Genomic DNA, 18,850 nt, shown 5'->3' with positions numbered 1-18,850 from the left:
ATCCAAGTTTACGTAATGTGACATTTTTTTGCCCGATAGGGATTGTGTTGTGATTATTTATTAATCAATCTATTGATAACAATTTATTTGCGCTTTCATTATATTCGCGCAATTGTCCAATCATACTCACCAGCCGAGTGATGCCATTTTGACAGTCTCATGCACTTTAAAATCAGAAAGACAAAAGATGAGATCATTTTTAAACGCATGTAGGCTGTTTTAAACGCATAACGCTCTGGCCCTTGTCACTGGAGCCATAACAAATGCTATTTATACTCAGTGCAGTACTCTTTATTTTTGCTCTTTGGGCCGTTTTTTTCTTTGAACTTTCACGAGCTGTAGGCGCAATAACACTGATATTTGTTTCAATTGCACTCGCCTTTTTAACCCCATGGTCATTAATACTTGGCATCCCGCTTATTGCTTTGAGTTTAGTTGTGTTGATTGACCCACTGCGGCTCAATCTGCTCACCAAACCTGCCTATAAAACCTTAGCAAATGCAATGCCGAGTATGAGTACTACGGAACGTGAAGCGTTGGATGCAGGAACAAGTTGGTGGGAAAAAGAGCTATTTATGGGCGCTCCTGATTGGAAAAAATTTGAGGCTTATCCCTACCCTCATCTCAGCGCTGAAGAACAATCATTCATTGATAATGAAGTCGAACAACTTTGTGCCATGCTCAACGAGTGGGATATTCACCATAAACATAAAGACCTTCCACCAGAAGCATGGCAATTCATTAAAGATAATGGTTTCTTAGGACTAGTGATTCCAAAATCGTATGGGGGGCGTGAATTTAGTTCATTTGCACAAAGCCGTGTCATGAGCAAGATTGCATCCCGATCACTGACTGCCGCAGTCAGTTGTATGGTGCCCAACTCTCTTGGACCGGGGGAATTGCTTCTACACTATGGTACTGAAGCACAAAAAGACAGATACCTCCCTGGCCTTGCAAAAGGTGAAGAAATTCCATGTTTTGGACTCACCAGCCCTGAAGCAGGCTCAGATGCAGGCGCCATTCCAGATACAGGTGTCGTCTGTTATGGCACTTTTGAGGGACAACAAGTGCTCGGCTTAAACATGAACTTTTCCAAACGCTGGATTACCCTTGCACCAATTGCCACCGTCATTGGTCTGGCATTTAAGTTATACGATCCAGATGGCTTATTGGGAGATAAAAATAAAACTGAATACGGCATCACCTGCGCGCTGCTACCGGCGAGTCATGACGGTGTCATTACAGGGCCTCGTCATAATCCAGGCTCACCATTTATGAATGGGACAGTTGAAGGCAAAAATGTCTTTATTCCCTTAGACTGGATCATTGGTGGGATAGAAAATGCCGGTAAAGGCTGGCGTATGCTGATGGAATGCTTAGCGGTTGGTCGTGGTATTTCACTCCCTGCATTGTCAACGGCAGCCGGAGAAATGGCATATTTAAACGTCGGCGCATTTGCCAAAGTTCGTCAGCAGTTTAAAATTTCTGTAGGTAATTTTGAAGGTGTACAAGAAGCTTCGAGTGATATCGCATCAGACGCTTATATGCTTGAAGCATTTCGCTATTTGGTGACTTGTGGTTTAAACCAAGGCGGCAAACCTGCTGTAATGACTGCAATGGCCAAATACTATGCCACTGAAACCATGCGGAAAGTGGTGAATCATGGCATGGACATCGTCGGTGGACGTGCCGTGCAAATGGGACCTCGTAATTTTTTAGCTTTGAATTATCAAGCCATTCCTGTGTCAATTACTGTCGAAGGTGCCAATATTCTAAGTCGCTCTCTGATGATTTTTGGACAAGGCTCAATGCGGTGCCATCCATATTTATTTGAAGAGCTACAATTACTTCAAGCCGAAGATAAAAACGCTGCACTCAATACATTCAATGAAATGCTCTTTAAGCACTTAGGCTATACCTTTAACCGAACTGCACGCGCCTTTGCTTATGCGTTCACAGGTGGCCCATCCGACTCACCAGCTTCAGCAGATGAATTTAGCCGTCCCTACTATAAAAAAATTAATCGATTCAGTGCCGATTTCGCGCTGACTGCAGATATGTGTCTTGGCCTATTAGCCGGTGATATTAAACGTAAAGAAATGCTTTCGGGCCGACTTGCAGACATTCACTCTTATTTATTTATAGCAACGGCTATTCTTAAATATTATGAACAAGGTCAAAGAAGTGAAGCTGAACAATTACATGCGCAACTTGCATTAGATAAAGCTTTGTACAATGTTGAAGAAGCTTTCCAGGGCTTATTTGACAACTTCCCAATGCGGCTGGCAGCAAGCGTAGTAAAAATCATCTGCTTTCCGTTGGGACGAGTTGTTGCTAAACCGACAGACCGTTTAAAACGTGAAGTTGCCACTCAAATGATGCTAGACAATACTTTCCGCCAAGAACTGAAAAAGCACGTGTATTACAGCACTGCAGCAGATGAAGTTTCTGGTCGTATGGAAAATGCCTTTTTACAATTGTTGAAAATTGAACCGCTGTGGAACCAATTTAAAAAAGCTGAATCTAAAGGCCAATTTAAAGGTTTAACTTTTGAAGCACATATAGCCGATGCAATTGCACAAAAATTCATTACAGCCTCTGAAGCTGAACAGCTCAGCACTTACAACATTCAACGTTATGACAGCATGCTAACAGATGTATTTGACATGCAGCTCATCCACGAACTTGAGTTATCCAATCCACATTTAACCGTTACACCAGAAGTGAAAAAGCAACAACACACCGATGATGAACCAGAAGCCTTCCTGCGTTATTAATCAGCTTCTGCATCGCTTTTAAGCTTTATTTTTCTCAAAATAAAAGCCATTCCACTCTTAAACAATGGGATTGCTTTTTTATACGACCATCAGCCAATGGTATCGCAGAGTCAAAGGTATAGGCTGTACTGCAAAATTACATCACAGAGGGTTTGCTACATGTCACAACAAGATTATGAAAATGGCTTAAAAGTTCGTACTGAAGTTATGGGTGAAAGTTTCGTTAAACGTGCTCAAGACAATACCGTGCCATTTACTCAACCTTTGCAAGATTGGATTAATGAGCATGCATGGGGTTCAACTTGGCAGCGTGAAGGCGTTTTACCCCGTAAATATCGCTCACTGATTACCATTGCATTTTTAACTGCACAAAAAAGTCCAACAGAACTCAAGGGTCATGTCCGAGGTGCTTTAAATAATGGGGCGACTGTAGAAGAAATTCAGGAAGTGTTACTTCATAGTTTGCCATATTGTGGCGCACCGGCGACTCAAGAAGCCTTTCGTGCGGCACTTGAAGTCATTAATGACTATCAAAAACCTAAATAAGTTACTGCGTTATAAAACGGCTTTAGAAAACTACGATTATCGTGGTTTTCTAAAGGGTTTCATCTTGTTTTTAACTTAGGACCTTAAATGCAGTGAATCCCGAATCAAATCCAGTAGACATTAAAATTATAGAAGAATTCATTCACTTCAAATCGAACTTGATATCCCAATTCTGTAAGCTCAGCAGATAAACTTCGAATCTCTTCTAAAGCTAAATGCTTGGGTAAAACCGTAAATACGGCGGTATTCCCCTGTTTGGCATTTTCCTCAATCAGCAAAGCCAAACGTGTCTTATATAAGGCGATATCTAAATTGGCTTGACTGGATAAAACTTTGGCATGTTCAGCGGGTAAAAAGCTCATATTCTTATACGCTTATCTAATTATTATTGCTTGTACATTAAGCAAAATTCAGCAAAGCGTGCAATGCTTTTTTGTAATTAATATTTCAATTTTAAAGCACATTGTTTGGCGCAAACGATGCACGTCAAAGCGTTATGCAAAAAAGAATTCAAAAAAAATCCCTCATGAAGAGGGATTTTCTATGCTAGCGGGGTAATGGAATATATTGCGAGTCACTGTTTTGAGTTTGCGGTTTACGCTCTCCTACTTGTACCGGCAATGTCATCGCCTTACCATCTCGCTCAATATCAATTTGCATAGTGCTCAATGGCGCTTGCTGTGCAACGTAATTGATTAAATGTGAGGTCGAGGTAATTAGCTCATTATTCACTTTCATGATTTTATCACCACGTTTTAAACCTGCTTGTGCTGCAGGTCCATTGCGAATGACATCTGCGACAATCACGCCATTCACCCGTGGATCTAAAATATTTTCTTGTTTAATTGGAAGTAAACTAATACCTAACCAACCACGTACCACTCGCCCATCTTTTAAAATAGCGTTCAGCACTTGTTGGCACACTTTTGCAGGAATGGCAAAACCAATCCCCAAAGAGCCACCTGACTGCGAGAAGATCGCGGTATTTACACCAATTAAGTTCCCTGCAACATCAATTAAAGCACCACCAGAGTTGCCGGGGTTGATCGCCGCATCTGTTTGAATAAAGTCTTCGTAAGTGTTGATTCCCAAATCTGAACGACCTGTAGCTGAGATAATCCCTTGCGTAACCGTCTGACCCACGCCAAAAGGGTTACCAATCGCTAGGACGACATCACCGACTTCATTGCCACTTAGCTTAAATGGCAAAACCGGTAATTGACTCATTTCAATCTTAATCACAGCTAGGTCTGTATCTGGGTCTGTACCCACAACTTTCGCTTCAGCACGACGACCATCATGTAAAGCCACAACGATCTGATCGGCCTGTGCGATCACGTGGTTATTCGTCAAAATATAGCCATCTGGACGAACAATCACACCTGAACCTAAACTATTTTCGTTTTGATTAGTTTGATCTGGAAGTTGATTACCAAAAAACTCACGGTAAACCGGATCATTTAATAAAGGATGATCCAATTGTTTCACTTTTTGCGTAGTGAAAATATTGACAACCGCTGGAGCAGCAACTTTTACCGCAGCACTATACGAAACTACACCGCCTGTACGCGATGTATCAATGAGGGGCTCAACCTTTTCTGCAGGCATTTTAACCCCATCTGGGGCAATGGGTGCTTTAGGTTTTTGAACCTGTTGCCATGTAAAGAAACCGATGATCACAAGTATTAATAATACCCAAGGTAACCATGTAAAGGTCCGACGCACGTCTATATCCTCTAAATTTTATAATTCATTGATGGCTAAATAATTTATATCGTATTGTAATGTAATATTTTCAACAAACTTAAAAATAAACACAGAGATTTGTGATTCTTTAGTTACAATTTAAACAATCGTAAATTTTGATGCATCTCTTTGAGATTTTGGACAGTATATGGCTCAGTTAAGTGAAATTATTCAGTGGTGTGACAGCACACTCAAAGCACATGAATTTAAGGACTATGCTCCCAACGGCTTGCAAATTGAAGGCTCAGCAGAAGTGCATAAAATTTTATGTGCAGTTACCGCATCTCAAACAGCGATTGAAGCCGCAATCGCAGCAAATGCTGATTTGCTATTGGTACATCATGGTTATTTTTGGAAAGGTGAAGCTTACCCAATTACTGGTATGCGCGGCAAACGCATCAAAACCCTGATCAAAAAAGATATTTCACTCGTAGGTTATCACTTACCTTTAGATAGTCACCCTACTTTAGGTAATAATGCAGCGATAGCAGATTTGCTCGAATTAGAGAATATTGAAGCCTTAGATCCTACTGAGCGCAATCCTATTGGTAATGTTGGTTATTTAAAACAAGCAATGACTCCAGCGGCGTTTAAAGACTTCGTTTCTGAAAAATTAGGATTTGATGTCATTCACCTGCCGGCAGATAAATCATCGATTCAAAAAATTGGTTTGTGTACGGGTGGCGCACAAGACTTTATTGGCAAAGCCGCTGCATTAGATTGTGATGCATACATTTCAGGTGAAGTGAGTGAACGTACTTTTTATGAAGCTGAAGAATTAAATGTGCATTATTATGCCTGCGGACATCATGCAACTGAAAGATATGGTGTACAACGACTCGCAAAAGCTATTTCAGAACAGTTCAATATTGAGTATAGTTATTTCGAATTAAACAACCCGATTTAATTTAAATCGTCCTGGTCTTTGGCTCAGTCCTTATACGTATATTTTCAGGCTTTATTCTGTATTGTTATTTATAAGCAATGCGCATTTTACTGCAAGAATCTATTACAATAACGGCACTTAATGTCAAAACCCAGCAAAATGCAAGGAATTGAAAACATGACAACGATTACTTTACCAGCGTTACCTTACGGTTACGAAGATCTTGCTCCTCATATCAGCAAAGAAACTTTAGAATACCATCACGACAAACACCACAATACTTATGTGGTTAACCTAAACAAAGCAATTGAAGGTACTGACCTTGCTGGCAAAACTTTAGAAGAAATCATCACTGCTGTTAAAGGCGATGCTTCTAAAGCTGGTATCTTCAACAATGCAGCTCAAGTATGGAACCACACATTCTACTGGAACTGTATGGCTAAAAACGGTGGCGGTAAAGCTACTGGCGCTTTAGCAGCTAAAATCGACGAAGCTTTCGGTTCTTACGAAAAATTCGCTGAAGAATTTGCAAATGCTGCTGCAACTCAGTTCGGTTCAGGTTGGGCTTGGTTAGTTGCTGACGAAGTAAACGGTAACCTTTCTATCCTTAAAACTTCAAATGCTGACACTCCACTTGCTCACGGTAAAGTTGCAGTGTTGACTATCGACGTTTGGGAACATGCTTACTACATCGACTTCCGTAACGCTCGTCCTAAATACATCTCTACTTTCTTAGAAAGCCTAGTGAACTGGGACTATGCAAACGCTAAATATGCAGGTCAAGCTGCTGGCGTTGAAAAATAAGTTTTAAAACTTATCCAAAAGTCAAAAAAATCACCCTTTTAGGGTGATTTTTTATGCTTTAAATATCATACTGCCACAACAATCAATACTATACAAAAGAATGAATCAAGAACCATTACTAATCTTAAAAGCAAAATATACCAAAATATTAGTAATGTTTATCTTTATCACTATAATCCAATATGTGAGTTACTCTTATGTTCAAGAATCTATTAAATATAGCTTTAATTCAGCACTAATATTGACTAGATTATCAATTATGGAATTCGTCTTAATTTTACTTATCATCAAAAATGGACTGCCACAAATTAGATTTTTCGAAAGTCATTGTATAATTCAACTTTATATAATGAAAATTCAGTTTAACTATGATCAAATAGAAAGCATATCCATTAACAACACAAAAAGTCACTACAAACTATTACCTGTCGGTAATGAATATTTATTAAGGATTGTATTCAAACACAATCAAAATCTTTTTAATCTACTCCAAAACACCATTAAACCTGTTATGTCTTTTTCTAAATTTCATTTAGATACCTTCGCAAACCATCAAATTTTAGAAATATATTTATTATTCCAAATTATAATTCCTTTAGATCAAGAGAAACGCATAACTACGCTTAAAAATTTAAATCTACAAAATTTGACGATAAAGCAAATCAGCAACCTAGATGATATAAAAAACTTCAAAAATAACCGCTATTTAAGAAAAAATTTCTAGACTTGAACAATAAAAAAACATTCAAATAGTCATTTCATCAAATCTGCTTGACCGCTTTAGCTTTCATCCCTAAAATGCGCATCAGATTCTCCAATAGCTCAGTCGGTAGAGCGACGGACTGTTAATCCGCAGGTCCCTGGTTCGAGCCCAGGTTGGAGAGCCATCTATTCTTCCATAGCTCAGTCGGTAGAGCGACGGACTGTTAATCCGCAGGTCCCTGGTTCGAGCCCAGGTGGAAGAGCCAGATTCTAAAAAGCCCACTCATTGCGAAGTGGGTTTTTTATTGCCTGATATTTAACAAAGCATACCTACTTTTTTGTTTTTGCTTTCCTAAAAAGTATCCGTATATGTACCAAGTTGTCTGATTCGGCTATTTTTAAAACACTTAATTTGATTTTTAAGTATTTTATTTAAATCAGGCTTGACCACCCTCCCATACATCTTTAGAATCCACTTCAGATTCTCCAATAGCTCAGTCGGTAGAGCGACGGACTGTTAATCCGCAGGTCCCTGGTTCGAGCCCAGGTTGGAGAGCCAAATTCTAAAAGCCCACGCATTATGTCGTGGGCTTTTTTTATGCTCTGACTTTTGTTTTAAGATAAGTATAACTTGCTCTATGACCTAAGCTAATCACTTAGCTCTCCGACCACATTAGAAAGAATAGTCAGAGCTTAAGTTTTAAAAACGCTTTATATTAAAGGTGTTTATATTTAATACATTCAGCCTAAATTTCCTTATTTTTTGCAATTCTGACTTGACCTCACTGCATTTGCCCCATAGAATGCGTGCAGATTCTCCAATAGCTCAGTCGGTAGAGCGACGGACTGTTAATCCGCAGGTCCCTGGTTCGAGCCCAGGTTGGAGAGCCAAATTCTAAAAAGCCCACGCATCATGACGTGGGCTTTTTTCATATATGTAGTTTATTTCGTGCCAAATCTCAGTCAGTTTACATTTTTTATTATTGGTTGCTTGGCAACTTTTGCCCTTGTCTGCTTAGTCTTTCCCAGACTGTTTAGAAGCAGACAAAAGTATTTCCCACGTCGTGTAATCACTGCCTTTGAAAGTAAGATGTTTCATCGTTTAAATGAAGCATTTCCGAACTACCACATTTTAGCCCAAGTGGCTTTTAGTGCACTGATCACCAATCAAAATTATAAAATCAGAAATAGATTTAATCGAAAAGTCACTGATTTTGTCATACTTGACCAAACTTATGAGGTGCTTGTGATTATCGAACTGGATGACCCCAGTCATATAGGCAAAGAGCAAGAAGATGCTGAACGTGATGCAATGCTTGAAGAAGCTGGCTACTGTGTAATCCGCTATACCAGTATTCCAACAGTTCACACACTCAGGCATGATGTAAATAAATAGTTGTTAAATACGTAAAGTACAATCGAACATTGAGTGAATGCGCATTGCATTCACATCCATAACGTAAGCAGAATTTTATTGAGCATTTGACTCTTGAGCTGCCAGCACTTCTGATACTGCTTGGTCAGCCTCAGCAGCCAAAGCCTCATCTTGTGCTTCTTTTGCTTTAATACGCTCAATCATTTCAGCTTGTTGTTGCTTATATTTTTCTTGGTTTTTGGCATCACTATTGACTGCAAGAAAAGCCATACTAACCAAAAATATAGGAATCAATAGCCCAAGTGCCATCAAAATGATCATCTTTTTGGTATTGGGTTTTGGCTTTACTTCAGACATAACTATTCTTTCATTTACATAAATAATTCGACGCCCAATATAGCAAAAAACAAAATTCGCTCAAGTCTTCATAACATTCTTTGCTCGAACTAACTGTACCCCCTCATTTTCACGGATTGAATGATTAATAATCCAATATGCAAAAAAAGGAGACATGCTCCTTTTTTTATTATTGAAAAAACTTAGCTTGAAGCAGCTCCCCCCTTACAATGTGGGCTTTGGCTTGCATCTTTTTGCTCATTGGTTAAGACAATACCTGTACCTGCAGACATTTTAGCTTGAATAAATTCGACCGCTTGCGCATTTCTACAGATAATTGCCTGTGTATGACTTGCATTTGGCACAACGTCTAATTGATAACCTTCAGCATAATTTGCATCTGGGAAATACTTCGTCGCTTGCGTTTTCATATTTGCAAATAGCGCTTGCGTAACCACAGGAATAACGGCCTTATCATTTGCACCTTGAATAATATAAACAGGTGCTTTAATCACTTTATCAGCGCTTGCATTTGTCGCTGGTTGATTATCATTTAAAAATTTCTGAACAACAGGATCGGTATCGATTTTATTCAAATCAATTCCATACTGTGAAACCGTATGCGTTGGATCCTTTAAGAATTCAATCACAGCTGCTTTAAACTGTTCTTGCAAACCATTTGCGCCATTTGGATCAGCATAACTTAAACATGCACCGTCATCCCCTGTACGTCCATAGGCTTTTTCTGCAATAACACCAGCATCAGCAGTAAAAATATTTTTTAAATCATAATTTGGCTCATAGGCTTTAATACCCGAACTGGTCAATGCAGCATATGCCAAAAGCTCAGCATAACCATCTGCAATTTGATCAATTAACACTTGTGCTTGAACCTCCGAAAGCTGCCCCATACCAAGTGCATATCTCACTTGTGCCAACTGTTCATCCAATCTATTCAATCCATGGGCTTTAGGTTGACCATTTGCATCTACATTTAGTTTTGGATCTAAATAAATCTTAATAATCGTGCCTAAACTCGACGCAGGTGCGGCTGCTACTGCACCTTTATAGTTAGTATCGGTATTCGCAAATTCCGCCGTCCCTAAGGATGCATGACCACCTTGCGATTGACCAATCGACATCCACTGACCATTGAGTTGCTTACCATAATGTTCTTTTGCCGCTTTAACTGCAGCAAGCGCCGAATTTGCCGCACTTGATAAATTAAGGTATGGATGAACTCCCTTGGTTCCTAAACCCTCATAGTCTGGTGCCACAATTACATAACCTGCCGCCATAAGCGTGTTAGCTAGAATTTTAAAACGTGGATGAATTACATTTTTACTTGGCGCACATTCATCTCCAGCTCCGACTGTTCCATGCTCCCATACCACAACACGATAACCATCTTTAGGTTGAGTAGCTTTTGGAAACAACACTAAAGCCGTTGCTGTTGCTGCTTTCCCCTGCACATTGGTCATGTTATAGGTCATGACTTTAATGGACGATGTATTGTCTACTGTATTGAAAGCATAATTTGCTTCAGACACAAATGTTGATTTTTGATTCGAAGATGATGAGTCATTATCATCGTCATTACACGCGGTTAAAGACAGCATAGAAACTGCAACTGTCAAAGCTAATGCTATTTTTGAACGTTTCATAAAATATCCTTTTTAATCATTATTCTTTAAACATGAAACTACATGCCTTTTTATTAATGCATAAAAAAAAGCACCCGAATAGGATGCTTTAGTTCATTTTAAAAAGTTTCAGATCAATGACATTAAAGAGCCAATGCCATAAAAATTCCAATAAAAATCATAAACCCTACCCAACGGTTATGGCGAAACGCCCAAAAACATAACTGCGGATCACGATCTTTAGTTTTAGTCCATTGGTAAATAAAATCGGCAGCCACAGCCAACATTGCAACTAAACCAAATGGCATCAAGAGATCTTCTAAATACAACGCAGAACCAATCAGTACAATGCTTAGCGCCTGTAATAAAGAAATGATTTCAATATCGTATTTACCAAATAAAATCGCAGTTGATTTCACGCCAATTTTCAAATCATATTCACGGTCAGTAATGGCATATTGTGTGTCATATGCAACGGTCCACGCCAAATTACCAAAGTACAATAACCAGCAAGTCAAATCAGGTGTTTGCCCCACAGCGGTATAAGCCATAGGAATCGACCATGAAAATGCCGCGCCTAAAAATACTTGTGGCAAATGCGTGTAGCGTTTCATAAAGGGATAAATGAACGCTAAAAACAATGCACCAAAGGACCAATAAAAAGTTTCTATCGGTAAAAAGAACAACATACATGCGCTAGCAAGCACCAAGATCAAGAACACATATATGGCTTCTTTAGCACTAATTACGCCTGTCGCTAAAGGACGATGTTTGGTTCTTTCCACAGCACCATCGACTTTACGGTCAGCAAAGTCATTAATCGCACAACCTGCTGCACGCATAAATATCGTGCCCAAAATCATGGGAATCAAAATACTGAATTGCGGTGTTCCTTGATTGGCAATCCACAGTGCCCACATGGTTGGCCAAAAAACCAGTTCCGTGCCAATTGGCTTATCGAAGCGACATAAATAGTAATAAGCTTCTAAACGCTGCTGCCAAGTAATCTGTTGCACCACGGCCATGACTGTCCTTCATCTGGTAATGTTATTTCTGCAAATATTGCTCAAAACTCGCTAAAAAAGTTTCCTGAACTATAAATTTACAACCATGCCAAGTATAACAGCTCTGACGTGTCCAACCATCGTCTAGCCACAGTACACGCCGCTCACACTTCGGATTGGTACGCCGAAATAAAAAATGTCCGATGGGTTTTTTACCAATATGCTGAAAAATCCGCGCACGTCCTTGTATGCTAAGGATTGGAAATATACTTTTTGCCTTGACCCACGGCTCAGCTTCACAGCCATATAAATAACTTTCACGCACCCAAGCTGTGTGCTGTATTGGCATTTGTAGCCACCGTGCATCTTGAAGCGTCATACGTTGAAATTGCTCAATACTCGGCTCAACTTTAAATACACCTTGGGCAAAATCTGTTAATTGTTGGGTTAATGAACCCGAAGCATACAACCATGTTCTTAATTCAGGAGACATTCTTTTATCCCGCATTTCGCATGCTTGACGCTGCATATTTCATTTCCCTTTAACCATTTGCTGAGTATAGCGAATCATTAGTGTAACCAACTCAATATCGTTTTTCATGACCAATAGCTTGTTTTCAGTAAAATGAGCAAAACCAAAACGGTTTAAGTACTTCATTACATATGCAATCAACACAAACCTCACATACACAGTATGATGTCGTGGATAACCACTAAATTACAAAGCATAATGTTTCCATATAAGCCGCTATATGTTTTTATTTTTTTCGTTTTACTTTGTGCCAATATCACGGCTCAAGCAAAATCTATTGCGCTCAGTTTTGATGATGGATTAAATCCAGCGTTTAACACACAAGCGGAACAAATCAATGCCCAAATTTTAAAGCATCTACATGATCAGCAAATCAAAACTATTGTTTTTCCGAGCCTGATTAAAATTGGTGATTATCAAGGCAAGCAACTGATTCAAGCGTGGGGACAATCCGGCCATCTGATTGGCAATCACAGTGCATTGCACCAAAACCTGAATAAACAAAGTGTCACTGTACACGATTATCTACACAGCATTGAACATGCGGATACAGTGTTAAAAACGCTGCCGAATTACACACGTATTTACCGCTATCCATTTTTAAAAGAAGGTAATAGCGCTGAAAAACGTGATGCTGTCTATCAGTGGTTAGAGCAGCATCAATACCGCATTGGCGGTATGAGTATCGATGCCAGTGATTGGTTTTATAACCGAAAATATCTCGACTATTCCAAACAGCAAGATCAGGACAAATTAGAACGTCTGAAACAAGCATATATTGCTCACCTGCTTCACCGAGCAGATTATTATGACCAACTTGCCCAGCTCACCATAAATCGTTCGCCACAGCATGTTTTACTTTTACATGTGAATGCTATTAATGCCGCATTTTTAAAGGATGTCATTACTGCTTTTCAGCAGCAGACGCCCTGCAAGATCCCTTATATACGCAGCACAGCCAAAACATCCCTGCGGGTGAAAGTGTAATTTGGTCCATTGCCAAAACAAAAGGATTAGAAAACTTACGCTACCCCGCCGAAGATGCGCCTTATGAAATCGACAATTTAAAACAGCATGGTTTGTAATGACGATTGGCAAATTTCTAGATATTCAATAAAAAAATGACCTGCGACGTTGTAGGTCATTTTTTTCAATTCAATATTTTCGTTTTAAATTAAAAGTTATCTGTCTTGGCAATGGCTTCAAACTTGCCTTGCGGTGTTTTTATTAAAACCAACCCTTCGGTCGTAATATAAAAACTTTCAGGATAATCAAATTCTAAAGCCAGCTCTGGGTTTTTCAGTTCGACAAATTGAGCCTGTTTATAGCCTTCAACGGTCCGTCCCACTTCCAAATAAGTCACTTCTGAGAAGTTGAGTTTAAATCCCTTTGCTTGATCCGCTGGATCAATCCAAGGGAAAAAACCGGTATGTTTTTTACGTGGTTTTGCCATGTTTAGATATTCATTCAACTCTTTGCTTTATCTTAACCCATCTCATAAAAAAACCCGCACAAGGCGGGTCTTTTTACAGTGCAATTCTGTACAGAATTACAAGCTGTAGTACATGTCGAATTCAACTGGGTGAGTTGTCGTGTTAAGACGACGAACTTCTTCAGTTTTAAGTTCGATGTAGGCATCAAGCATTTCTTTAGTGAACACGCCACCTTTAAGAAGGTAATCATGGTCAGCTGCAAGAGCTTCAAGCGCCATATCTAAGCTATGAGCCACTGTAGGGATTTTAGCTTCTTCTTCAGGAGGAAGGTCGTACAAGTTCTTGTCAGCAGCTTCACCTGGGTGGATCTTGTTTTGAATACCGTCAAGACCAGCCATAAGAAGTGCAGCGAAACCTAAGTACGGGTTCATCATTGGATCTGGGAAACGTGCTTCGATACGTTTGCCTTTAGGGCTAGAAACATAAGGAATACGGATAGAAGCTGAACGGTTACGTGCTGAGTAAGCAAGCATAATCGGCGCTTCGAAATGTGGAACTAAACGTTTGTACGAGTTAGTTGATGGGTTTGTAATTGCGTTCAATGAACGAGCATGCTTGATAATACCACCGATGAAGTACAACGCCATTTCTGAAAGACCAGCGTATTCATCACCAGCAAACAAATTCTTGCCGTCTTTAGAGATTGACATGTGAACGTGCATACCTGAACCGTTATCGCCAACCATTGGTTTAGGCATAAACGTAGCAGTTTTAGCATATTGGTGAGCAACGTTCCAAACAGCATATTTGAACTGTTGAACTTCGTCCGCTTTACGAACCATAGTGTTGAAGCTTACACCGATTTCAAGCTGGCAAGATGCAACTTCATGGTGATGTACTTCTACACGACCTGGGCCCATGATATCTTCGATTTTTGCACACATATCTGCACGCATATCTTGTGAAGAATCTACAGGAGGAACTGGGAAGTAACCACCTTTCACACGTGGACGGTGACCAGAGTTACCCGCTTCGTAATCTTTACCAGTAGACCAAGCAGCTTCTTCAGCGATTAATGTGTGGCGCGCGCCAGACATATCGATGTCCCATTTTACTTCGTCAAATACGAAGAATTCTGGTTCTGGACCAAAATAAGCAGTATCACCGATACCAGTTGATTTTAGGTATTCTTCCGCACGGCGAGCAATAGAGCGTGGGTCACGTTCATAACCTTGACCGGTTGAAGGTTCGATAACATCACAAGTCACAACAACTGTAGCTTCTGCAAAGAACGGGTCGATAAAACAAGTTTCTGCATCTGGACGTAAGATCATGTCAGATGCTTCAATGCCTTTCCAACCAGCAATTGAAGAACCATCAAACATTTTGCCATCTTCAAACGTATCTTCGTCGATTGAATCTGCTGGGTAAGTTACATGTTGTTCTTTACCCTTAGTATCAGTAAAGCGAAAATCGACCCATTTTGCGCCACTTTCTTGGATGAGTTGAAGGACCTTGTTCGCCATGCTCATTTTGCTCCGATGATTTTTTTGTGCACACTGAAGTGCGTGTTAGTAGTTGGTAGTTATTAAGCAATTACCGTACCAACTTTTAAAAGCCAAGCTAAAATATTGAATTCCTTATCAGAATAGAAGATTTTAACTCCTTGCTTTTCGACTATTATACTGTGTGTAACAGTAAATGCACCATATTCAGCCACTCTTCATCACTTTTGTTTAAAAACTTCTCGCAGGTGTATCAAAATAGTGCAACTTGGTTTTGCACTAGTATGAACCAAAATGATTAATCGCTTTCAACGATAAAATCATTGAGATTTTATCAAAGCTTTAAGATCGAATTTAAATACGAGAGAAACTAATGGTTTAGCTAGTTATAGATGGAAAAAATCAGCGTAATCACTATATTCATAATCGATATTTAGATTTTTTGAGCCCGTAAAGTACCCATTTTTCGACGTTAATTTAATCATTTTGTTTTAATTTTAATCAATTTACCTTTACATTAATTGTGCTCCATTTTGGTGATTTTGCTTCAAAACGGTTCAAATTTTTCCATCTAGAGCCTGAATTGCTATTTTTAACGACATCAAGCAGATCTTTTTAAAATATCAATTGAACATATTTTACCCACTTAAATTCAGCCTAATGTCTTGTTCAAATTAAATCCTAAATTTATAAGTCGAAAATTTATTGAAATGATTTCAGTTGCAATGAACTTTGGCGAAATTGTTCAGCAGAAATTGAATAATATTTGCTATGATTGGCTGCATTCTAAATATTTCACTATTTTTCTATTAAAAATATCCACACGATATTTGGGTCAATATACAACTATTTAGAATCATTTCGGACTATTCAAAGCACAGTTAAGTGCATAAATTTCAAAGGTTAATACGCTCATGCTTTTGATGATCGACAATTATGACTCTTTTACCTACAACATCGTCCAATATTTTGGCGAGTTAAATCAGGAAGTAAAAGTTGTACGTAACGATGCCGTGACTTTAGAAGATATCGAGCGATGGCAACCGAAGTATTTAGTCATTGGTCCTGGCCCTTGTTCGCCAAGTGAAGCAGGTATTTCAATTCCTGCGATTCAACACTTTGCGGGAAAAATTCCCTTACTGGGTGTGTGTTTAGGCCACCAAGCCATAGGACAAGCTTTTGGCGGCGATATTATTCGCGCTAAAAAAGTGATGCACGGACGTTTATCTGACATGTATCACAGCGATCAAGGCATTTTCAGCAACCTCCCTTCTCCTTTTGCCGCTACTCGCTATCACTCTTTGGTGATTGATCAAGCGACTTTGCCAGAATGTTTAGAAGTGACCTGTTGGACCAATGAAGGAGATGGCACGATGGAAGAAATCATGGGCGTTAAACATAAGACATTGCCTGTCGAAGGCGTGCAGTTTCACCCTGAATCAATTCTTAGTGAACATGGCCATCAAATCTTTAAAAACTTCTTAGAAATTTACGCATAATCGAGTGCAAAAAATATTATGAATATTCAACAAGCTTTAAATAACATCACGAAAAATATTGAACTCACTCAACCTCAAATGGAAGAAGTGATGCGTACCATCATGCAAGGTGAAGCGACCGATGCTCAAATTGGCGCACTCATGATGGGCTTACGCCAAAAAGGTGAAAGTATTGATGAAATCACTGCCGCAGCACGTGTAATGCGTGAATTTGCGATCAAAATTGATGTCAGTGATCTGCCACATTTGGTAGATATCGTTGGCACGGGTGGTGATGGTCAAAACTTATTTAACGTCTCTACTGCGTCTAGTTTTGTTATTGCAGCAGCAGGTGCAACTATTGCTAAACATGGTGGTCGTGGTGTTTCATCAAAATCAGGCTCTTCTGATCTTTTAGAACAAGCAGGAATCAACCTTGACCTGAACATGCAGCAAACTGAACGCTGTATTCGTGAAATGGGCGTGGGTTTCCTCTTTGCACCTAATCATCATAAAGCCATGAAATATGCTGCTGGTCCACGTAAAGAATTGGGCTTCCGTAGTATTTTCAACCTACTTGGCCCGCTTACGAATCCGGCCGGCGTAAAACGTTTTGTGATTGGTGTTTTCTCTACAGAATTATGTCGTCCTATGGCTGAAGTTTTAAAACAACTCGGTGCAGAACATGTCTTGGTGGTGCATTCAAAAGACGGTTTAGATGAAATTAGCCTTGCATCAAGTACTTATGTTGCTGAACTCAAGGATGGCGAAGTCACTGAATGGGAAATTCAGCCGGAAGCTGTAGATATCGAGTCGCAAACCTTAACGGGTCTATCTGTAGATAGTGCTGCTGAAAGTCTAAAATTGATCAAAGATGCTTTAGGTAAAAATAAATCTGCACTCGGTGATAAAGCCGCGAATATGATTGCCCTAAATGCAGGCGCAGGCATTTATGTTTCAGGCTTAACCAAAAGCTATAAACAAGGTGTTGCATTAGCACATGACATTATCTATGGCGGTCAAGCCTTAGAAAAAATGGGCATTTTGTCTGAATTTACGAAAACTTTAAAAGAATACGAAGCTTAAGATTAGGACACAGATCATGGTAGATATCGCCAATACAATTTTGGGTAAAATTGTTGAACGTAAAAAAGAAGAATTTGCAGCCCGTCTTAAACAACATAGCTATAAAGATGTCGAAGAGCTAGCTCAAGCAGCTACACCCATTCGAGGTTTTGCACAAAACCTCGGCTCTAAACGTCCGGGGGTGATTGCTGAAATTAAAAAAGCATCACCATCGAAAGGCATCATTCGTGAAAACTTTAACCCTGCTGAAATTGCGCAGCAATATCAAGATGCTGGTGCGGCATGTTTGTCTGTTCTCACCGATGTAGATTTTTTCCAAGGTGCCGATGAAAACATTCAGATTGCACGTACGAACTGTGACTTACCTGCGCTACGTAAAGATTTTTTAATTGACCCTTATGGTGTGATTGAAGCACGTGCTTTACATGCGGACTGTATTTTATTAATCGTGGCTTGTTTGTCTGATCAACAACTCGAAGAAATGTCGAAAACTGCTTTTGAGCACAATCTCGACGTATTGGTTGAAGTACATGACGAAGAAGAACTTGAGCGTGCAATGCGTCTTTCTGACAACTGTCTACTAGGCGTCAATAACCGTAATTTAAAAACCTTTGATGTTGACCTCAATACATCATTACGTTTGAAGAAGTTACTTGAACCTTCTCGCCTACTTGTGACAGAAAGCGGTATTGCAACACCTGCTGATGTCGCGATGATGCAAGAACATGATATTCATGCATTCTTGGTCGGTGAAAGTTTTATGAAGCAGCCACGCCCTGATCAGGCGTTTAAGGAGCTGTTTGGTGTGCCTGATAAAATATAAATGAAATATGTAGGGTGAGTTCGCTCACCCTTTTTCTACTTTGCATCGGCTTTGTTGCACAAACCTATCTGTAAAGGCTTTTTCAGCGATATAATTTTCAAATGAAGAAGCCTACACACAAAATCTACCGCACAACCAATTGGCCCGCATATAACCGAGCACTCATGAGTCGCG

The 18,850-nt window shown here is 39.6% G+C and carries 16 protein-coding genes, 4 tRNA genes and 1 pseudogene; 13 read left to right on the top strand and 8 right to left on the bottom strand.

Features of this window, described 5'->3' with window-relative positions:
• The first annotated feature begins 263 nt into the window (after positions 1-263).
• Both FTU22_RS05845 and FTU22_RS05840 read left to right on the top strand, forming a co-directional pair.
• On the top strand, positions 264-2,777 hold the full coding sequence (locus tag FTU22_RS05845; RefSeq protein ID WP_180093461.1) for an acyl-CoA dehydrogenase: 2,514 nt from the start codon (positions 264-266) through the stop codon (positions 2,775-2,777).
• A gap of 159 nt (positions 2,778-2,936) precedes the next feature.
• Complete coding sequence (locus tag FTU22_RS05840) at positions 2,937-3,323, top strand: carboxymuconolactone decarboxylase family protein (protein WP_180093459.1); 387 nt, start codon at positions 2,937-2,939, stop codon at positions 3,321-3,323.
• Between the two features lie 104 nt (positions 3,324-3,427).
• Here FTU22_RS05840 and FTU22_RS05835 read toward each other — a convergent pair whose 3' ends face one another.
• On the bottom strand, positions 3,428-3,685 hold the full coding sequence (locus FTU22_RS05835; RefSeq protein WP_078191893.1) for a hypothetical protein: 258 nt from the start codon (positions 3,683-3,685) through the stop codon (positions 3,428-3,430).
• 184 nt (positions 3,686-3,869) lie between these two features.
• Positions 3,870-5,048 carry a S1C family serine protease gene (locus FTU22_RS05830; protein ID WP_078191894.1) on the bottom strand — a complete coding sequence of 393 codons (1,179 nt, stop codon included), beginning with the start codon at positions 5,046-5,048 and terminating at the stop codon, positions 3,870-3,872.
• Between the two features lie 169 nt (positions 5,049-5,217).
• On the opposite strand from FTU22_RS05830, the gene FTU22_RS05825 reads away from it, so the two are divergent.
• The 7 genes from FTU22_RS05825 to FTU22_RS05795 all read left to right on the top strand — a co-directional run bounded on the left by FTU22_RS05825 (position 5,218) and on the right by FTU22_RS05795 (position 8,857).
• Positions 5,218-5,976 (top strand): Nif3-like dinuclear metal center hexameric protein, encoded by a 759-nt coding sequence (locus FTU22_RS05825; protein WP_180093457.1) that lies wholly within the window; start codon positions 5,218-5,220, stop codon positions 5,974-5,976.
• A 156-nt stretch (positions 5,977-6,132) separates the two neighbouring features.
• Positions 6,133-6,759, top strand: coding sequence for a superoxide dismutase (locus FTU22_RS05820; protein WP_078192384.1), 627 nt, complete (start codon positions 6,133-6,135; stop codon positions 6,757-6,759).
• A gap of 811 nt (positions 6,760-7,570) precedes the next feature.
• Positions 7,571-7,646, top strand: a tRNA-Asn gene (locus tag FTU22_RS05815).
• A gap of 5 nt (positions 7,647-7,651) precedes the next feature.
• Positions 7,652-7,727 (top strand) — tRNA-Asn (locus FTU22_RS05810).
• Positions 7,728-7,944: 217 nt separating this feature from the next.
• Positions 7,945-8,020 (top strand) — tRNA-Asn (locus tag FTU22_RS05805).
• 256 nt (positions 8,021-8,276) lie between these two features.
• Positions 8,277-8,352 (top strand) — tRNA-Asn (locus FTU22_RS05800).
• 22 nt (positions 8,353-8,374) lie between these two features.
• On the top strand, positions 8,375-8,857 hold the full coding sequence (locus FTU22_RS05795; RefSeq protein WP_218955008.1) for a DUF2726 domain-containing protein: 483 nt from the start codon (positions 8,375-8,377) through the stop codon (positions 8,855-8,857).
• A 75-nt stretch (positions 8,858-8,932) separates the two neighbouring features.
• Here the strand turns inward: FTU22_RS05795 and FTU22_RS05790 are convergent, their stop codons facing one another.
• From FTU22_RS05790 to FTU22_RS05775, 4 genes are all read right to left on the bottom strand, one after another.
• Positions 8,933-9,193 carry a hypothetical protein gene (locus FTU22_RS05790; protein WP_168379169.1) on the bottom strand — a complete coding sequence of 87 codons (261 nt, stop codon included), beginning with the start codon at positions 9,191-9,193 and terminating at the stop codon, positions 8,933-8,935.
• A gap of 182 nt (positions 9,194-9,375) precedes the next feature.
• Positions 9,376-10,836, bottom strand: a complete 1,461-nt coding sequence (locus FTU22_RS05785; protein WP_180093455.1) for a S9 family peptidase — start codon at positions 10,834-10,836, stop codon at positions 9,376-9,378.
• Positions 10,837-10,958: 122 nt separating this feature from the next.
• On the bottom strand, positions 10,959-11,840 hold the full coding sequence (gene ubiA / locus FTU22_RS05780; RefSeq protein WP_180084131.1) for a 4-hydroxybenzoate octaprenyltransferase: 882 nt from the start codon (positions 11,838-11,840) through the stop codon (positions 10,959-10,961).
• A gap of 22 nt (positions 11,841-11,862) precedes the next feature.
• Entirely contained in the window at positions 11,863-12,348 is a 486-nt protein-coding gene (locus tag FTU22_RS05775) for a chorismate lyase (protein ID WP_180093453.1), read from the bottom strand.
• Between the two features lie 201 nt (positions 12,349-12,549).
• Here FTU22_RS05775 and FTU22_RS05770 point away from each other — a divergent pair.
• Positions 12,550-13,436, top strand: a pseudogene (locus FTU22_RS05770) (polysaccharide deacetylase family protein).
• A gap of 89 nt (positions 13,437-13,525) precedes the next feature.
• Here FTU22_RS05770 and FTU22_RS05765 read toward each other — a convergent pair.
• Complete coding sequence (locus tag FTU22_RS05765) at positions 13,526-13,804, bottom strand: hypothetical protein (protein ID WP_180007665.1); 279 nt, start codon at positions 13,802-13,804, stop codon at positions 13,526-13,528.
• Positions 13,805-13,900: 96 nt separating this feature from the next.
• Positions 13,901-15,316: a type I glutamate--ammonia ligase gene (gene glnA, locus FTU22_RS05760; RefSeq protein WP_180093451.1), complete on the bottom strand. Its 1,416-nt coding sequence runs from the start codon at positions 15,314-15,316 to the stop codon at positions 13,901-13,903.
• An 887-nt stretch (positions 15,317-16,203) separates the two neighbouring features.
• On the opposite strand from glnA, the gene FTU22_RS05755 reads away from it, so the two are divergent.
• From FTU22_RS05755 to trpC, 3 genes are read left to right on the top strand one after another with little or no spacing between them, the layout of a single operon-like run.
• Positions 16,204-16,788 carry an aminodeoxychorismate/anthranilate synthase component II gene (locus FTU22_RS05755; protein WP_218952689.1) on the top strand — a complete coding sequence of 195 codons (585 nt, stop codon included), beginning with the start codon at positions 16,204-16,206 and terminating at the stop codon, positions 16,786-16,788.
• A gap of 18 nt (positions 16,789-16,806) precedes the next feature.
• Positions 16,807-17,853 carry an anthranilate phosphoribosyltransferase gene (trpD, locus tag FTU22_RS05750; RefSeq protein ID WP_168379163.1) on the top strand — a complete coding sequence of 349 codons (1,047 nt, stop codon included), beginning with the start codon at positions 16,807-16,809 and terminating at the stop codon, positions 17,851-17,853.
• A gap of 16 nt (positions 17,854-17,869) precedes the next feature.
• Positions 17,870-18,676 (top strand): indole-3-glycerol phosphate synthase TrpC, encoded by an 807-nt coding sequence (gene trpC, locus FTU22_RS05745; protein ID WP_180035551.1) that lies wholly within the window; start codon positions 17,870-17,872, stop codon positions 18,674-18,676.
• Positions 18,677-18,850 lie beyond the last annotated feature (174 nt).

Origin of the sequence: Acinetobacter sp. YH12076, from assembly GCF_013419525.1 — a bacterium.
GTDB lineage: Bacteria > Pseudomonadota > Gammaproteobacteria > Pseudomonadales > Moraxellaceae > Acinetobacter > Acinetobacter amyesii.
Note: the sequence above shows the minus strand (reverse complement) of the source record. Positions and strands in the feature narration are given on the sequence as shown.

Excerpts from the sequence above, each read along its gene's own strand:
- FTU22_RS05825 (WP_180093457.1), top strand. The coding sequence starts at position 5,218 with ATGGCTCAGTTAAGTGAAATTATTCAGTGGTGTGACAGCACACTCAAA.
- FTU22_RS05845 (WP_180093461.1), top strand. The coding sequence starts at position 264 with ATGCTATTTATACTCAGTGCAGTACTCTTTATTTTTGCTCTTTGGGCC.
- glnA (WP_180093451.1), bottom strand. The coding sequence starts at position 15,316 with ATGAGCATGGCGAACAAGGTCCTTCAACTCATCCAAGAAAGTGGCGCA.
- FTU22_RS05790 (WP_168379169.1), bottom strand. The coding sequence starts at position 9,193 with ATGTCTGAAGTAAAGCCAAAACCCAATACCAAAAAGATGATCATTTTG.
- FTU22_RS05755 (WP_218952689.1), top strand. The coding sequence starts at position 16,204 with ATGCTTTTGATGATCGACAATTATGACTCTTTTACCTACAACATCGTC.
- FTU22_RS05775 (WP_180093453.1), bottom strand. The coding sequence starts at position 12,348 with ATGCAGCGTCAAGCATGCGAAATGCGGGATAAAAGAATGTCTCCTGAA.
- FTU22_RS05820 (WP_078192384.1), top strand. The coding sequence starts at position 6,133 with ATGACAACGATTACTTTACCAGCGTTACCTTACGGTTACGAAGATCTT.
- FTU22_RS05765 (WP_180007665.1), bottom strand. The coding sequence starts at position 13,804 with ATGGCAAAACCACGTAAAAAACATACCGGTTTTTTCCCTTGGATTGAT.
- trpC (WP_180035551.1), top strand. The coding sequence starts at position 17,870 with ATGGTAGATATCGCCAATACAATTTTGGGTAAAATTGTTGAACGTAAA.
- FTU22_RS05785 (WP_180093455.1), bottom strand. The coding sequence starts at position 10,836 with ATGAAACGTTCAAAAATAGCATTAGCTTTGACAGTTGCAGTTTCTATG.
- FTU22_RS05835 (WP_078191893.1), bottom strand. The coding sequence starts at position 3,685 with ATGAGCTTTTTACCCGCTGAACATGCCAAAGTTTTATCCAGTCAAGCC.
- FTU22_RS05840 (WP_180093459.1), top strand. The coding sequence starts at position 2,937 with ATGTCACAACAAGATTATGAAAATGGCTTAAAAGTTCGTACTGAAGTT.
- ubiA (WP_180084131.1), bottom strand. The coding sequence starts at position 11,840 with ATGGCCGTGGTGCAACAGATTACTTGGCAGCAGCGTTTAGAAGCTTAT.
- FTU22_RS05795 (WP_218955008.1), top strand. The coding sequence starts at position 8,375 with ATGACGTGGGCTTTTTTCATATATGTAGTTTATTTCGTGCCAAATCTC.
- trpD (WP_168379163.1), top strand. The coding sequence starts at position 16,807 with ATGAATATTCAACAAGCTTTAAATAACATCACGAAAAATATTGAACTC.